Below are 15,828 nucleotides of genomic sequence, written 5' to 3'. Positions count from 1 at the left end.
GAATTTTTTATTTGCGACAAGTCATATCTTGTTTTACATGGACATGGAGTGTATATTATAGATTGTCAAAGTAGATGATTAAAATATAGCAGTAAATTTAGGTAGAGGTGAGAAAGTTGAATATGTTGAAAGAGGAGTTCAAGAATATTGGAAAACATAAGTTGTTAATTGCGACAATTTCGGCAATTATGTTTATTCCTTTTTTGTATGCCGTTTTTTTCTTGAAATCAGTTTGGGATCCGTATGGAAATACGGGGTCGTTACCCATAGCAGTAGTTAACGAAGACCGAACGGTTGAATATCAAGGGAAAAAGATGGCGGTTGGAAACGACCTTGTTAAAAAGTTGAAAAAAAATGATAGTTTGCAATGGCATTTTGTTTCATCTAAGAAAGCACTTAAGGGATTGAAAGATAAAAAATATTATACGATTATTACAATTCCAAAGGATTTTTCTAAAAATGCAACCACAGTTTTGGATAAAAATCCTAAAAAAATGCACTTAATATATAAAACAAATGATTCGTTGAATTATATCGGAAAGGTTATTAGTGAGGAAGGTGTTAAGCAGTTAAATACTCAAATACGTGCCTCTGTGACGAATGCATATGCCAAAACCATGTTTTCAACAATTAAGACTGTCGGCAAAGGCTTTACAACTGCTTCTAATGGTGCAAATAAACTTAGTACCGGTTCGAATACCTTATCTGATGGAATCAACACGTATACAGCCGGGGTTAAAAAGGTCAATGATGGTGTTATTACCCTTCAAACAGGTGTGGTGCCTTTAGGTCAAGGCGTGCTTAAATTAACGACGGGTGCGACAGCACTTAAAACAGGAATTAATCAATATACTGCTGGTGTTTCCAAAGTAAACGCGGGTACTCAAAAGTTAAACGGGAGTACAGGTACATTGGCAAGTGGTGTCAGCAAATTGGCAACGGGGTCCAATACTTTGTCCTCAGGAGTCTATGCTTACACATCCGGTGTAACAAAGGTCAACAGCGGTGTTCAGACGTTAAATGGAAGTACCGGCCAATTGTCAAGTGGTGTAAATCAATTGACAATTGGATCTAATAGTTTGAACAGCGGTGTGAATCAGTATACTGCAGGAGTAGCCAAGGTTAACAGCGGATTAGGCGAATTGAACAGTAAGACAGGGACACTGGCTTCTGGTGTAACGCAATTATCAAGTGGTTCTGCTAAGCTTGCTTCTGGTGTTCAGACGTATACATCTGGAGTGACACAGCTTAACACGGGATTAGGGAAACTTTCCAGCCAGTCCAGTCAATTAAATCAAGGCGCAGCTGTTTTAAACAATTTGCCACAAGCTGCTTCAGCGTTATACGTTACAAATGCGGTTATTTCAGGCGGACTTAAGCAAATTGATACTGGATTGAAGAATACGCAGGATCTTTCGAGTGCAATTACGATGTTGAAGAGCTTAGCAACTTTCTATAATCAGTACAGTAGCACTTTAGCGAACATGGGAACACTAACGACTAGCTTACAGACCGTAAATACTTCTCTGCAAAAAATTGCGCAGAATAGTCAAACGATTGAACAGAATGCAGAAGCGCTTCAGTCATCCAAAAATTTGGATGAGAGCGACAAGCAAAAGGTGCAGGCAATTTTGTCCGCCAATCAGACTAATTTAACTCAGATACAGGCATTACAAAAATCAGGCATATCGTCTGAGCAGATCACAGCAGTTAATAATGCGCTGAACAGCTTTCAAAGTATTATGAAAAATGCAAGTTTGTCACAGGATAAGTTGAATCAGCTTGATAGCGCATCGGGAAGTATAAGCAAGTTGTCAACTAGTGTTTCAGAATTAAGCACAATGGCTGCAAAATCTCAATCCGTAGCCGAAACGCTTAATCAAAATGTGGGTAACAGCAGCAATGTCGATGTCGCTAGTATTTTAAATGGTGGTTCGAATGCACAAAGCCAAATTCAAAGTGCGGTTACAAAAAATACAAATGGTACAAAAATTAACCAGTTGATAACTGGTATCAAGGCATACACAGCTGGAGTAGATCAGGCTGCTGCTGGTTCAGAAAAATTGGCTCAGAATTCGACGACGCTGAATCAAGGGGCATCCGAGCTAAGCAGTAATCTATCACTTCTGAATACTAAAATTCCGGCGTTAACGAGCGGAGTCTCGCAACTATTTAGCGGTTCAAACCAACTTAACGAAAATTCGGCATCTTTGGTAAGCGGAACTGCACAATTAGCTTCCGGATTAGGAACGTTAAATAGTAAAGTTCCAGCATTGACGAGTGGGGTTTCGCAACTTGCGTCCGGCACAGGGCAACTTGCGGCTAACAGTACAGCTTTGAATAGTGGAGCTGCACAGCTTTCTAGTGGATTAGGTACATTAAATAGTAAAGTTCCAGCACTAACGAGCGGAGTTTCACAACTGGCCTCTGGAACGCAGCAGTTGAATAACAATAGCACCAAGTTGAATAGTGGAGCTGCTCAATTGGCCTCTGGGACACAGCAGCTAAATTCAAAGGTTCCAACACTGAGCTCTGGCGTAAATAAATTAGCCAGTGGAACACAGCAGTTGTCTGATAATTCAGGAAAGCTTTCAGATGGAGCTAAGAAATTACAAAAAGGTAACAAGCAGTTAGCGAGTGGGCTGACCAAGGGTGCTGATAAAATTAATGCAGTTAAAACTTCAAATAAGACGGCAAATATGTTTGCTGCTCCATCTAACTTGAAGCATGAGAATTACAGCAAAGTTCCAAATTACGGGTATGCACTAGCACCTTACATGCTCTCAGTAGCGTTATATGTTGGAGCCTTAGTCTTCAATTTGGTTTATCCGATTCGGCGGTTGTCAACTCCGGATGGATCAGGGACAGATTGGTTCTTAAGCAAAGTTGCAGTTGGAACTATGATTGCAGTTGGGACGGCTGTCGTAGAAACCGGGTTGATGATGGCAGCAGGACTAGTGCCTGATCATCCTGTTCAGATGATATTGAATGCAATTTTCTTCTCAATGACGGCAATGTATTTGATTATGCTGATGTCAATGGCTGGAGGAAATCCAGGACGTTTTGCGGCTATGATTCTGCTGGTTATTCAATTAGGCGGTTCAGGTGGATCGTTCCCAATTGAGATTACCACTGGGATGAATGGCTTTTTCCAAGCTATTAACCCATTCCTTCCAATGACATACTCCATACTTGGATTCCGTGAGGCACTTACATCTGGTCTAGGAACCAGCCAGTTTGTAACTTCGTTGCTGGTTATGCTGGTCTTCATCATCGTCTCATTGATTCTTTTATGGTTTACGATGGTTCGGCTCAGACGAAGTGGAGCAATCAGTTATGTTGAAACAGATGAAGGGGAAGACGCTGCAAAGCAGGCATAAATTTTTGGTGTTAAAGAAGGGCTACAAACACAATTAATAGGCTGGTAAAACATCTTCCAACGGTACATTAAAAAGGACTAGATCAAAAGTTGTATCTTTTGATCTAGTCCTTTTTTTATATTATCCTGCGTTAACTCGTATTATTGTATTCTATTAGTGCTCAATAAATACTGATTTGGTATGATCTTAAAATCGGAGACAGTTCTTTTGAAAAATAACTTGAAAGTCTCAGAAACGTTTGTACCTATACCTCACCAAGGCCGCAGTAGAAAGGCTGCCCCAAAATGTAATACTAGCACAATAATAGCAATTCCCAACTGCCACTTGGGCAGGGGATCATTGAACATTCTTGTTCGTGGGAATCCCTCTGAAAAGCCTTGTGATGACATTGCTTCGGCTAAATCCTCTGACCAATGCAGAGCTACGATAATAATACGCAAATACAAAGCCGGCTGCCAGAGACGATAATTTTTCCCGCGCATTTGAGCTGAGTACTGAATAAGTTTAAATTGCTGCCGGATACGAGAAAGCATGTTGAATGAAGCCAAAAGGCCATAGACAAAAGTTTCCGAAAGTTTCGCATGTATTGAAAGACTAATTAACAATTCCTTAACCGATACAGTCATTGTTAAGATCGAGCCTAGTAACAGGTAGGCATAAACACGTGTTCCATAAATCCAAGCACTATGCCAAGTGTCACCAGTTCCGAACATGATAAAAGACCACCAACTTCCAAGGGCCAGCGGAAAGGCGACCAATAGCATGACAAAAATTTTTTTAAAAGAAGTACGGCAATACAGCAGATATAGCAAACAAATGAGCACGACAATCACATTGAGACTAACACTGCGGGAAAAGGCTATTTGAAGACCGATTCCAAGCATAATAACCGTCAAAATGGTTGCATTCAATTGTTTCTTACGCTCGGACAACATGTCTTTTATCCTCCCTGGATAGTTAAGGCTTGGTTAGCAAAATTCAATTCATAATCAATAAGTTCGGTAACACCGATTCGTTGGTGTGAAATGATAAGGCTGCTTAAGTTTAAGTCAATTACGGTTCGTCTTACTAATTCCATAACGTTTTTGAGCGAAACTGCATCAAGCCCAGCCAATGGTTCATCTAATAGTAATATAGGCTGTGACATGATCAGCATGCTTAAAACCTGGAGTTTTTTCTGCTGTCCACCAGACAATTGATAACTAACGTGGTCCATAACTTCAGAGAGGTGCAATTTTCTAACTGCACTTTTTATCCGCCTCTCTGTCCAGTAGTGCGGTTGCAGAGTGTTTTGATGCGACAAGGAAATTTCATCTTGAGCTGTTAATTTGATGAATTGATCGGTGCTGTTTTGAAAAACTAGGCCAACAATTCGGGCCCATTGTTTGATCCGGATTCTTTCCGAAGCTTTGTTTTTGTACAAAACTTGTCCTTGATAGTTTATCTGGTGAGAGAGAGCTGCAAAAAGAGTCGACTTTCCAATGCCATTTGCTCCAGATAAAAGTCCAAGCTGACCCTCAGGCAAATGAAATGAATGCGGAGTAAGGAGTGTACGAGTGGCGGCGGTGAAACTGAGATCATGCCAGCCAAACACTGATGCTGCATTCAGCTTGCTGTGCACAGGTGTCTCGCGCGTTACCGAGTTCAGTCGTGTTTGATTTATTTCATTGATGTTTTTTTGAACGGTATCAACTTCGTAAAGATGATCGACTAGGTCTTGGTATCCCGTTAGATCATGATCTGAGATGAAAATAGTTTTGCCTTGCGTGATTTGCATATTTTTTAAATCAGTTAAAAGTGTTCGACGCCCATTCTGATCGACATTTGCAAATGGTTCATCAAGCAAAATAATGTCACTGCCCATAGCTATAACCGTGGCAAGAGCAACGCGTTGCTGCTCTCCTCCAGAAAGTGTTAACAATTGCCGATCTTTGAAAGATTCCAAACCAAGTTGGTGAAGAGTTGCCGTTACAAGATCAGTGATGCTTTGGGGACTCAACTGAAGATTTTCAAGGGCAAAAATCAGCTGTTCTTTGACTGTGCGCATGGCAAACTGTCGGCTGGGATTCTGAAAGAGCATAGCAATATGTTTAGCCCGCTCATAAGGAACGAGTGTGCTGACACTTTGCCCATTTAATTTGATCGTTCCAGCTGTGATTTTACCGCCGTATTCTGGATAAAGACCAGCCATTAATTTGAACAGCGTGGATTTCCCGCTCCCAGAAGGACCAATTAGAAGATTAAAGGAACCTGATTCAAGGTTAAGGTTAACCGTGTTTAAAATAGTTGGTCGAGTTTTGGCATAGGAGAAGGTTAAATTAGAAATAGACAGTACGGCCATTTTATTTATTCAAACCTGTCTTTAAAACAAGCTTTTTAATCCAATAAACCAAAACACCTGCGAAGAAACCAATTGAGATAAAACGAATAATCAGCAAAGTAATCAAAAGGCCTGCATGATATTCACTGTAGCCACTTTGGAACCAATCCCAGATGAACGTTAGAATAGTTGCGCCAATTGTAGAGAATAGGAGACCCAGTTTTGACCAGTTCCTATAGCCTGTACAGGCAAACCCAAGCTCATTTCCGAGCCCTTGAATAAAGCCAGAGATCAGGTTGGCTGCACCCCAACTTGAAAAAAGCAGCATTTCAACTGTGGCAGCAAGCAGTTCACCGATAATTGTTGCTCCTGCTTTTTGTAGTAAAACTCCAGCAAGCGGACCAGCCATAATCCAGACACCAAGTGTTAGATCGTTAGCGTAAGGTTTCAATGGAGTTGCAGCGATCAAATAATACGCATAGCTCCAAACTTGATAAATAACGCCAAAAAAGATACCAATGATTGCTAAAAAAATGACATCGCGTAAAGACCATCCGCGCTTTTGTTTCAATGTTTGCATTTTGAGCACCCCTTTTATAAAAATATTGTGAGACAGAATTCATTTCAGACAAAAAAATAACCACCACACTCAAAGAGAAAGAGCATGCCGGTAGACGCTTTCATTCATTAAACGCAAATTATCAATGGATTAAGCTCCCTACGCTGGCATTGTCCAGATCAGGTATCATGGGTATTTCTCAGCCAAAAGGCACCCCAGCTCACACAATTACAGTGTAAGTCTAGCAGAAAGTAACTGAAAAGTAAATCTTGCCAGTTTGAAAAGAACGATAAAGTTTAATGTCAGTGCTTAAGAAAGAAAAAAGATATCAAAAATAACGGATGAGATAAAACGGTATTAAAGCAAGGAAAAGAAGCGGTTGAACAAGTTAGCTTTCACAGCATATTAGCTGTATAATGATAATACACGGTATAGGCTGGGAGGAGTTCTGCCAGTTTGTTAAGCAACGAATTCAGGAACACTTTTAGAGCATGGACAGTTGAACTTACCGTCGAGGAGGAAAAAGTATGAGCGAAAAACGAAAGCCTAGGAACAATAGGGACGAACAGGTGATTGAAGTAAGCGAGCTTGGAACACCTTTCGTTAAAAATACACATGTTGCATTTGTCTTCCATCGACACCATTTTAAGGGGAAAATTGAGAAACAATTACGCAATTCTGCTATTATTGATTTTGATAATGCTTTTAAAGAATCATCAACTGCACTTGAGCTGAAGCAGAAGGTCGTCATTAGTTATTCAAAAATGAAATTGGTTTAAATTAATTTTGATCAGTGCAATTAGGAGGAAAGATACTTGTTAGTAAGTAAGATTAATTATTTGTTAGTAAAGGTTCGCGAAAACACGACCCCGATTCAATTGATAGTTATTTCTTACTTTCTAATGATTATGCTTGCCTTCTTTTTGCTATGTCTACCTTTTTTTCGTAAAACAGGGGTAAGTGTTGCACCACTTGATACTTTTTTCATGGCTGTATCCACAGTTAGTGTGACGGGTCTAACAACCTTCCCTTTGCACGAAGTTTATAACAATTATGGGGTTATCCTGTTAGAAGTACTTTTTCAAATAGGCGGTTTGGGGATTACAATGCTGGCAACAGTTGGGCTGGTTTTAGCACGGAAGAGAATCACACTTCATCAAAGACAACTGATTCAAATTGATATGAATCAGCCGAGTTTAAGTGGAACGGTTAGACTAGCTTATTCTGTTTTTGGATTGATGATGTTGTTGCAATTTTTCTTTGGAATTCTTTTTTCTTTGTATTTATATTTTACACAGGGATACGAGCAGCTAAGCAGCGCTTTTTTTGAAGGATTTTATATCGCAATTTCGGCGGTAACTAATGCAGGATTTGATATCACAGGCACTTCGATCATGCCATTTCGACATGACTATTTATTTCTGTTGGCAATTATTTTTTTGATCGGCATCGGTGGAATTGGATTTCCAGTATTAACCGAATTGCGTGAATGGTTTGGTATCAAATTTCGGCGGCAGGAGAATTCTCGGTTTAGATTCTCGTTGTTTGTGAAGTTGGCGGTTTTCTTCGCTGTATTGTTCTTTGTAATAGGAACAGTACTTATCATGTTATCTGAATCAAAAGGGGCTTTTGCACACCAGAGTTTTATTAGCAAGTTAATGACTGCAATGTTTTACAGCGCATCAACACGTAATGCTGGCTTGCAGTTGGATTCATTAAGCACATTTAATTCAACTACGCTTTTGATCTTTTCATTATTAATGTTTATTGGAGCAAGCCCAAGTTCAGTCGGAGGTGGTGTCCGGACAACGACGATTGGAATCTTGCTGCTTTACATGTATTCGTTTATTCGAGGACACCGTAATGTTAATATTTTTGGGCGTCAAATAGGTCAGGATGATATTCAAAAAGCGGTTGTAGTTGTTAATTTGTCCGTTCTGCTCTGCGGTACAGCAGTTTTGATTTTATCAGCAACTGAAAAACAGCCGTTGACAGCTTTGATATTGGAGGTTACGTCCGCTTTTGGTACAACAGGCCTTTCCTTAGGGATAACGGGTTCACTAAGTATGGTAGGTAAATGGGTTATTATTATTCTAATGTTTGTTGGTCGGGTTGGAATGTTGTATATGTTGATGTTATTTGTTTCTAGACGGAAACGAGACCTCAATTACAGATTTCCAACTGAGAAGGTTATTATCGGGTAATTTTCTATCAAATATGTGCTTAGAATCTTCTCATTGATGGAAATTTATACCCGAACGTTAATAATCATATGTTATAATCGAACCTGCGAGGACTTTTATTTTTGGAGGCTTATTCGTGAAAAAAGAAGAACCACGTTGGCTAGAGGTGTTAAAGATTGCCCTGCCATTATGTTTAAGTTACATTCCGATCGGACTTGCTTGCGGTATTTTGTTGAATGTTGCAGGATTTAACGTGATTTTGACAGGCTTGGTTTCGATCTTAGTGTTCTCAGGTGGTGCGCAGTTCCTGCTTGCTTCGATGCTGACGGCAAATGCACCAATACACACAGTGTTAATTATGCTTTTCTTCTTGGAATTACGTTATGCGTTGCTAGGTTCTAGCATATCACAGTATTTGCGGAACACGAGTAAGAAGTTTTTGTATATCTTCGCCGTTTCGTTGAATGATGAGAATTATGCTGTTAACTATTTGAAGTTTGCGACAGATAAAAGTTGGACCCCTAAAGATGCACTAAAGGTCGAACATTATTCGCTTCTTTTTTGGACATTTGCAAACATTGTTGGAAGCTTGATTGGGAATCTCTTATCAGTAGATCTGGCAATTGTTGATTATGCATTGACAGCCTTGTTTATATATATGATTGTGATGCAAGTTGCAAATAAGTTGACGATTGTAGTCAGTTTTGTTGCGGCTGTTTTTGCGATTATTTCAATGGTTGTCCTTAAGAGTACAATGGGGTTGGTTGTTTCAACGTTACTGGCATCCTTTGTCGGTTTTGCTGCCGAGGATTATTTAGTTAAGCACGGTAAAAAAAGAGGTTTTCTTTTGCGGAAAATAAAGCCTAAGGCTAGTCGCAGTGTGATCAGTAAGTCGGGGGATAATTGATTATGACAGAAAAAACTATGGAACATCTGATTTTAATCATTTTATCTATGCTGGTAGCATTTGGCCCGCGCTTCATACCTTTGCGAATCTTTTCAACACGTGATATTCCAAAATGGTTTAATGAATGGATGAAATATGTGCCAGTCTCTTTGTTTACAGCGCTTGTTGTCAAGGATGTTTTTATTGATACTAGTGCAGGATACGTTTTTACAGGTATACATAATATGGCAAAAATTATTGCCTCGTTGATTGTCATAGTGGTAGCGTACCGGTCACGTTCAATGGGACTTTCAGTTGTGTTAGGTTTGACAGCAGTTACTCTGTTAGCAATAGTTTTTACAGTTTGATAGAAAAAGATAAATGAACGAGAGGGTTTGTTTGGCATGTATTAGCCTAGCGGATCCCTTTTTTGTCTGATTAAGACAGACACATGTAGGAGAGTATTCTGAAAAAAACGGCAAAAAGTGCTAGAATATTATTATTTAAGCACGAAGTGAGAAAAAAGCGGAGGTTAGATTTAGTTATGATCGATAAAATGTTTTACAAGAAGATGTTGAGCAAATCTTTCAGTATTCCAGTACGTGTAAATTATTGGGATGGTGACAGCGAAGAATATGGAAAAGGAACACCCAAGGTGACAATTACATTTAAAGAAGCTGTGCCAATCAAAGATTTGATGCGTAATGCTTCTATTGCATTGGGTGAAGCTTACATGGACGGTCGGATTCAAATTGATGGTTCTATTCAGGAATTGGTCAGATCTGCCTATGAATCTGCGGAGAGCTTTTTCTACAATAGTAAATTAAAACGTTTTTTACCGAAGCAGTCTCATTCAGAAAAGCATAGCAAGACAGATGTCCAAAGCCATTATGATCTTGGGAACGATTTTTATCGTTTATGGTTGGATCCATCGATGACATATTCTTGTGCGTATTTTGAGAATGACAACGACACGCTAGAACAGGCTCAGTTGAACAAGGTTCATCATATTATTAAGAAGCTAGACCCGCAGCCGGGTAAAAAGCTGCTTGATATTGGATGTGGCTGGGGAACATTAATGCTGACAGCCGCAAAAGAATATAACTTAGATGTTTCGGGTATCACATTAAGTGAGGAACAATACTTATTCGTCCAAAAAAGGATCAAAGAAGAGGGCCTTGAGGAACGAGCACATGTTTATTTAGAAGATTATCGGGAGCTTAAGGAAGGTCCGTTCGATTACATTACAAGTGTCGGTATGTTTGAACATGTTGGCAAAGAGAATCTTGGAACTTATTTTCAAACAGTGTCAGATTATCTTAGTGATGATGGGGTTGCTTTGATCCACGGTATTACACGCCAGCAAGGCGGTGCATTCAATGGATGGATCAATCAATATATTTTCCCTGGTGGTTATATTCCAGGAATGACAGAAAATTTGCAGCACATTATTGATTCAGGAATGCAGATTTTCGATATGGAAACTTTGCGACGCCATTATCAGCGGACACTTGAAACTTGGGATAAGAATTTTCATGATCATTTAGATGTTATTTCTGAAAAAACAGATGAAAAATTCATCCGGATGTGGGATCTATACCTGCAAGCTTGTGCGGCATCATTTGAATCTGGTAATATTGATTGTATTCAGTATTTGATTTCTAAAGGGCCAAGTGGCAGAACTTTGCCTAAAACCCGTAGCTATATCTATCAGTAATTTATAGTTAAGTAAAAACTAATTTTCAGTACAGGCTAATACAGAAATTGCAATTTTTAATAGAGGGGAGTGTGACATAAGTCGGTAAAATTTGAGTACTAACGCGAAATTACGTGTACAGCAAGTGTTTTTGCTATGAATAATTCGCGTTATACGGAGAATTTTGACTTATGGAACACATTTATACAAAATAAATAGAGGAGCTAGGTTAAAATTTAACTTTTGACCCGGTTCCTCTTTTTATTTTGTATTTTAATGTGTGCCCAATATAGTTTCCTAGTCTAATTTTCACTGTCAGCGGCTGTCAATTTACGAACACTCCCGCGTTCAGAGATTTGGATGTCTGTAAAAGCATTCTGACGCTGATTGCTAATCAGATATTCAGCCCCTAAATATCCCATACTATAAAAGTTTTGTGTGATACTGGTTAACTGAGGTTGCACAATTCTGCAAAGGTAGGTGCCATCGATCGTGATCAAAGATAAATCATTAGGAATAGAAATATTCATTTTTGCTGCTTGGTTTAAAAGACCGATTCCAACCAAATCACTTCCTGTAATAATGGCACTTACATTTTTCTGCTGGCCATAGTTTTTCATAGCGTTCAAACCTGCTTTATAACTATAGTTTCCAGTTTGAATCCAGTCTTTTTGAGGGGTAATGTTATTTTCAATCAAAGCGCGTTGATAACCGGCCAGCCTCAGTTTTCCTGTGTGAGCACTGGATTCAATATCGACTCCAGCTAATCCAATTTTGCGATGCCCTTTTTTTAACAGATATTTTGTTGCAAGATACCCGATCTGCCAATCATCTGAGGCTACATATTTAAGATCTGGGTCCTGAAAGGAAATAGAGATGAAGCGGAAGGGGACATTGGCTGTTTTCAACAGTTGCAAATTATCAGCAAATAAATCGACAGACAGAAGCAATATTCCCATGAGCGGCCGTTCTAGCGCGGTAGTAAGAGCTCGTTGTTGCGATCTAAAATCATGATCTCCAGCATAAAGAATGATGACTCTTTTGTCAGCCTCATTAGCCTTCTGCTGAATGCCTTCAATGATCGGATCAGAAAAATTAGTTTTAGTTGAGTTTATAATGACTGCAATAATGCTGCTTTTTTGCGTAACAAGTTCTGTGGCAGCCATATTTTTTTTATAGCCTAGCTTTAGCGCAGCAGCATTAACGATGGCTGCTGTTTCTTGGCTGAAAAAGCCTACCTTATTTGAAAGTACCCGGGAGACAGTTGCGACTGAGAACCCAGTTTCCTTGGCAATATCTTTAATCGTTACACCCATATGTTCTTCCCCTTAAGTTACAGATATATCTCAATTCTACCGCTTATAATAAAGAATTAAAATGTTAAACTCCAACAATGAAGAACTTTTACCGCAAACGTTTACTTTTTATCCAAAAGCTATTGTAAACGTTTGCTTAGAGTGCTATAGTTTCTAATGAAAGCAGTTGCATGGAAACGATTATGAATAGGAGTGAATAAATATGGAGGGTAAATTGCATACAACATCTGTCACAAGGACACAAGATGTTTCAAAAAAGAATGGTGCGCAAATTACGAACTCATTGCCATCATTGTCTTTGAAAACTATTTTTGCAATGACTTTTGGTTTCTTTGGGGTTAACATGGTTTTTTCGTTGCAGTCTTCACAAATGGGAAGAATATTTCAAACGATAGGAGCAGATCCAACTAAATTGGGCTTTTTCTTTATACTTCCTCCGTTGGCCGGAATGGTAGTTCAGCCGTTGGTCGGAAAATACTCTGATTTGACTTGGTCGAATAAACTTGGGCGCAGGATGCCGTATCTGATGATTGGAGCTCCAATTGCGGCATTGGTAATGGTGTTGCTGCCTAATTCAGGGTCTTTCGGATTTGGTTATGCATCTGTTGCAGCGTTAACGTTTGGAGCGATTGCAATTCTATTTATGGATCTTTCAAGTAACGTTTGTATGCAACCATTTAAGATGATTATTGGAGATATGGTGAATGAAGACCAAAAAGATTTAGCTTGGTCGTGGCAGCAATCGTTCAGCAATCTTGGTGGTGTTATCGCAACTATTTTCCCGTTTCTATTAACTATGCTGGGAGTTGCTAATGTTGCAAAACAAGGCGAGGTCCCTCTTTCAGTAAGGCTGTCTTTTTACATTGGGGCTGCTATTTTATTAGCTACATCTATTTATACGATTGTAACGGTTAAAGAATATGATCCAGGTTCTTATGCACGGTACCATCACATTGATGCCAAGGCGCATCAGGAAAAACCTTCATTATGGGAATTAGTGAAAAAAGCACCACGTTCGTTTTGGGAAGTTTCATTTGTCCAATTGTTTGATTGGTTTGCATTTCAATACTTGTGGACATATGCCACTGGGGCAATCGCTAAAAATGTTTGGAATACAGCCGATACAGCGTCAGCCGGTTATCAAGCCGCTGGCAATTGGTATGGTATTCTAACCTGTATTCAGTCACTAGCAGCAGTTGTTTGGGGATTCTTAGTTTTGTCTAAAACCAATCCATATAAAAGAAAATTCTGGTTTAGAGTCGGTTTATTCAGTGGGGCCTTAGGCTTCATCAGTGTCTTCTTCGTACATGATCAATATTTGCTGATCCTGCCATTTTGTTTGATAGGTATTTCTTATTTAACAATGCAGACTGAAGCATTCTCAATTTTTACATCATCACTAGATGGTAAGAATGAGGGAGCTTATATGGGGCTTTTTAATTGTGGAATTTGTTTACCTCAGATTATTGCTTCACTAGCAAGCTTTATTATTTTTCCGCTCATTAACAAATCAATGCCGGGAATGATTTTGGTGGCTGGAATAGTAATGCTGTTAGGTGTTTTTGCTGTTGGTGTGATCAAAGAAGACGAACCGCAAACAGGACTTGCAAATAAAAAGTAGAAGCTTTTTGGAGGGAGATAGAATTAAGTATGAAAGAGAAATGGTGGCAAAAAGCAGTTGTATATCAGGTATATCCGCGTAGTTTTCAAGATAGCGATAGTGATGGTATTGGTGATTTAGCAGGTGTACTCCAACGACTACCGTATATCAAGAAACTGGGAGTAGATGTAATCTGGCTTAACCCGATCTATAAATCTCCAGATAAGGATAATGGTTATGATATAAGCAATTATCGTGATATTCAGCCTAAATTTGGGAATATGCAAATTTTTGACAAGCTTTTAAATGAAGCGCATCGTTTAGGTTTGAAAATAGTGATGGATCTGGTTGTCAATCATACCTCCGACCAACATAAGTGGTTTAAGGAAAGCAGAAAATCAACTTCTAATCCGTATCGTGATTTCTATGTCTGGCGAGATGGACATGATGGAAAAGCACCGAATAATTGGGGGTCATACTTCGGAGGATCAACTTGGAAATATGATGAAGCTACTAAGCAGTATTACCTGCATTTATTCGCAGAAGGACAGCCAGACTTGAATTGGGAAAATCCAGAAGTTCGTGAACAGGTTTGGGAATTAATGCGTTTTTGGTTGGATAAGGGAATAGATGGATTCAGAATGGATGTTATTAACTTTATTTCTAAACCAGAAGGCTTACCAGATGCACCCAATCCTAAAAACGCTGAGTATGCGGATGTTGAACCTATGGTAGCAGATGGAGCTAAAGTAAATGACTATTTAAAAGAAATGAACGACAGAGTTTTATCAAAATATGATGTAATGAGTGTAGGCGAGATGCCAAGTTCTAAGCCAGAAGATGCTGTTCAGTATACAGGTTTAAATGCAGGAGAATTGAATATGGTCTTTCAGTTCGATCACGTTACATTAGCATTCAATGATGATCCACGCCTTGGAAAATGGAATGACAAGCCGGTGAAATTGGTAGCTTTGAAAGAAGCTCTGTCACGGTGGCAACAGGCTTTGGATGGTAAAGGTTGGAACAGTTTGTATTGGAATAATCATGATCGTGCGCGAGCTGTTTCGCGATTTGGCAATGATAGCCCTCAATTTCGGGTAAAATCAGCTAAAATGCTAGCCACAACGCTCCATATGATGCAAGGAACGCCTTATATTTATCAAGGTGAAGAACTAGGAATGACCAATGCTCATTTTACCGACTTGAAGCAGTATCAAGATATTGAATCTTTAGAGGCTTATCATCAAATCGTTGATAAGGAAGGGTTGATAGGTCATGATACGATGATGCGTTACTTGGCAACTGAATCAAGAGATAATGCAAGGACTCCGATGCAGTGGGATGATTCGAAAAACGCTGGTTTTACAGATGGAAAGCCATGGTTAGAACTAAATAAGAATTATCGTGAAATAAATGCTGCTAAAGAACTACGGGATAAAGATTCAGTATTTTATTTTTATAAGCATTTGATCGATCTCAGGCACAATAGTGACCTAATCGTATATGGAAATTATATTGAACTAGATCCCGAAGATGATGAGATATTCGCATATAAACGTCAATACGAAGGTAAAACACTGCTTGTTATCAGTAACTTCACATCTAAAGATGTGGTACGTGAATATGTCAGCGGAACTGATAGGAAACTGGTGATCAGTAATTATGACGATGATCTAGGATCAAAATTACGACCGTATGAGTCTAAAGTTTACCTCTATTGATAAAAATGATAAAAAATAAAAAAGAGGCGGCAAAGAATGAGACCGCTAGGATCGAAAAACAAAATTTAGAGTGTTTTGAATTGTAAATCTTTTATAGTCAGATAATAAGAATTATATTTAAAAATATGTTAATTCACATGATACAATTTTAAGATAAATGGCTGGAT

General features: G+C 39.0%; 12 protein-coding genes and 1 riboswitch. Of the genes, 8 read left to right on the top strand and 4 right to left on the bottom strand.

Features of this window, described 5'->3' with window-relative positions; genetic code table 11:
- The first annotated feature begins 122 nt into the window (after positions 1-122).
- A complete protein-coding gene (locus FC19_RS02025) occupies positions 123-3,380 on the top strand; it encodes a YhgE/Pip domain-containing protein (protein WP_057875582.1) in 3,258 nt (1,085 codons plus the stop codon).
- A 251-nt stretch (positions 3,381-3,631) separates the two neighbouring features.
- Here FC19_RS02025 and FC19_RS02020 read toward each other — a convergent pair whose 3' ends face one another.
- The 3 genes from FC19_RS02020 to FC19_RS02010 are packed head-to-tail and all read right to left on the bottom strand — an operon-like array spanning position 3,632 to position 6,280.
- On the bottom strand, positions 3,632-4,315 hold the full coding sequence (locus FC19_RS02020; RefSeq protein WP_057875331.1) for an energy-coupling factor transporter transmembrane component T family protein: 684 nt from the start codon (positions 4,313-4,315) through the stop codon (positions 3,632-3,634).
- Positions 4,316-4,320: 5 nt separating this feature from the next.
- Positions 4,321-5,721 carry an ABC transporter ATP-binding protein gene (locus tag FC19_RS02015; protein WP_057875330.1) on the bottom strand — a complete coding sequence of 467 codons (1,401 nt, stop codon included), beginning with the start codon at positions 5,719-5,721 and terminating at the stop codon, positions 4,321-4,323.
- A 1-nt stretch (position 5,722) separates the two neighbouring features.
- A complete protein-coding gene (locus FC19_RS02010) occupies positions 5,723-6,280 on the bottom strand; it encodes an ECF transporter S component (RefSeq protein ID WP_057875329.1) in 558 nt (185 codons plus the stop codon).
- A gap of 118 nt (positions 6,281-6,398) precedes the next feature.
- Positions 6,399-6,487, bottom strand: a riboswitch (TPP riboswitch).
- Between the two features lie 299 nt (positions 6,488-6,786).
- On the opposite strand from FC19_RS02010, the gene FC19_RS02005 reads away from it, so the two are divergent.
- From FC19_RS02005 to FC19_RS01985, 5 genes are all read left to right on the top strand, one after another.
- Positions 6,787-7,038, top strand: coding sequence for a hypothetical protein (locus FC19_RS02005; RefSeq protein WP_057875328.1), 252 nt, complete (start codon positions 6,787-6,789; stop codon positions 7,036-7,038).
- Between the two features lie 36 nt (positions 7,039-7,074).
- On the top strand, positions 7,075-8,463 hold the full coding sequence (locus FC19_RS02000) for a TrkH family potassium uptake protein (RefSeq protein WP_235809300.1): 1,389 nt from the start codon (positions 7,075-7,077) through the stop codon (positions 8,461-8,463).
- Positions 8,464-8,578: 115 nt separating this feature from the next.
- Positions 8,579-9,349, top strand: coding sequence for an AzlC family ABC transporter permease (locus FC19_RS01995; RefSeq protein ID WP_057875327.1), 771 nt, complete (start codon positions 8,579-8,581; stop codon positions 9,347-9,349).
- Positions 9,350-9,351: 2 nt separating this feature from the next.
- Complete coding sequence (locus FC19_RS01990) at positions 9,352-9,696, top strand: AzlD domain-containing protein (protein WP_057875326.1); 345 nt, start codon at positions 9,352-9,354, stop codon at positions 9,694-9,696.
- A 176-nt stretch (positions 9,697-9,872) separates the two neighbouring features.
- Positions 9,873-11,045, top strand: a complete 1,173-nt coding sequence (locus tag FC19_RS01985; RefSeq protein ID WP_057875325.1) for an SAM-dependent methyltransferase — start codon at positions 9,873-9,875, stop codon at positions 11,043-11,045.
- Positions 11,046-11,326: 281 nt separating this feature from the next.
- Here the strand turns inward: FC19_RS01985 and FC19_RS01980 are convergent, their stop codons facing one another.
- The gene (locus FC19_RS01980) at positions 11,327-12,340 is read right to left on the bottom strand and encodes a LacI family DNA-binding transcriptional regulator (protein ID WP_057875324.1); all 1,014 of its coding nucleotides are present in this window, start codon (positions 12,338-12,340) and stop codon (positions 11,327-11,329) included.
- Between the two features lie 316 nt (positions 12,341-12,656).
- On the opposite strand from FC19_RS01980, the gene FC19_RS01975 reads away from it, so the two are divergent.
- Both FC19_RS01975 and FC19_RS01970 read left to right on the top strand, forming a co-directional pair.
- Positions 12,657-13,961, top strand: a complete 1,305-nt coding sequence (locus tag FC19_RS01975; protein ID WP_235809304.1) for an SLC45 family MFS transporter — start codon at positions 12,657-12,659, stop codon at positions 13,959-13,961.
- 29 nt (positions 13,962-13,990) lie between these two features.
- Positions 13,991-15,661 carry a glycoside hydrolase family 13 protein gene (locus tag FC19_RS01970; RefSeq protein WP_057875322.1) on the top strand — a complete coding sequence of 557 codons (1,671 nt, stop codon included), beginning with the start codon at positions 13,991-13,993 and terminating at the stop codon, positions 15,659-15,661.
- Positions 15,662-15,828 lie beyond the last annotated feature (167 nt).

This window comes from Liquorilactobacillus aquaticus DSM 21051, assembly GCF_001436755.1.
Taxonomy (GTDB): domain Bacteria; phylum Bacillota; class Bacilli; order Lactobacillales; family Lactobacillaceae; genus Liquorilactobacillus; species Liquorilactobacillus aquaticus.
The sequence above is the reverse complement of the archived record's forward strand: the minus strand, read 5'-3'. Positions and strand labels throughout refer to the sequence as shown.

Coding starts and splice junctions, on each gene's coding strand:
- FC19_RS02025 (WP_057875582.1), top strand. CDS start 123: ATGTTGAAAGAGGAGTTCAAGAATATTGGAAAACATAAGTTGTTAATT.
- FC19_RS02020 (WP_057875331.1), bottom strand. CDS start 4,315: ATGTTGTCCGAGCGTAAGAAACAATTGAATGCAACCATTTTGACGGTT.
- FC19_RS02015 (WP_057875330.1), bottom strand. CDS start 5,721: ATGGCCGTACTGTCTATTTCTAATTTAACCTTCTCCTATGCCAAAACT.
- FC19_RS02010 (WP_057875329.1), bottom strand. CDS start 6,280: ATGCAAACATTGAAACAAAAGCGCGGATGGTCTTTACGCGATGTCATT.
- FC19_RS02005 (WP_057875328.1), top strand. CDS start 6,787: ATGAGCGAAAAACGAAAGCCTAGGAACAATAGGGACGAACAGGTGATT.
- FC19_RS01990 (WP_057875326.1), top strand. CDS start 9,352: ATGACAGAAAAAACTATGGAACATCTGATTTTAATCATTTTATCTATG.
- FC19_RS01985 (WP_057875325.1), top strand. CDS start 9,873: ATGATCGATAAAATGTTTTACAAGAAGATGTTGAGCAAATCTTTCAGT.
- FC19_RS01980 (WP_057875324.1), bottom strand. CDS start 12,340: ATGGGTGTAACGATTAAAGATATTGCCAAGGAAACTGGGTTCTCAGTC.
- FC19_RS01975 (WP_235809304.1), top strand. CDS start 12,657: ATGACTTTTGGTTTCTTTGGGGTTAACATGGTTTTTTCGTTGCAGTCT.
- FC19_RS01970 (WP_057875322.1), top strand. CDS start 13,991: ATGAAAGAGAAATGGTGGCAAAAAGCAGTTGTATATCAGGTATATCCG.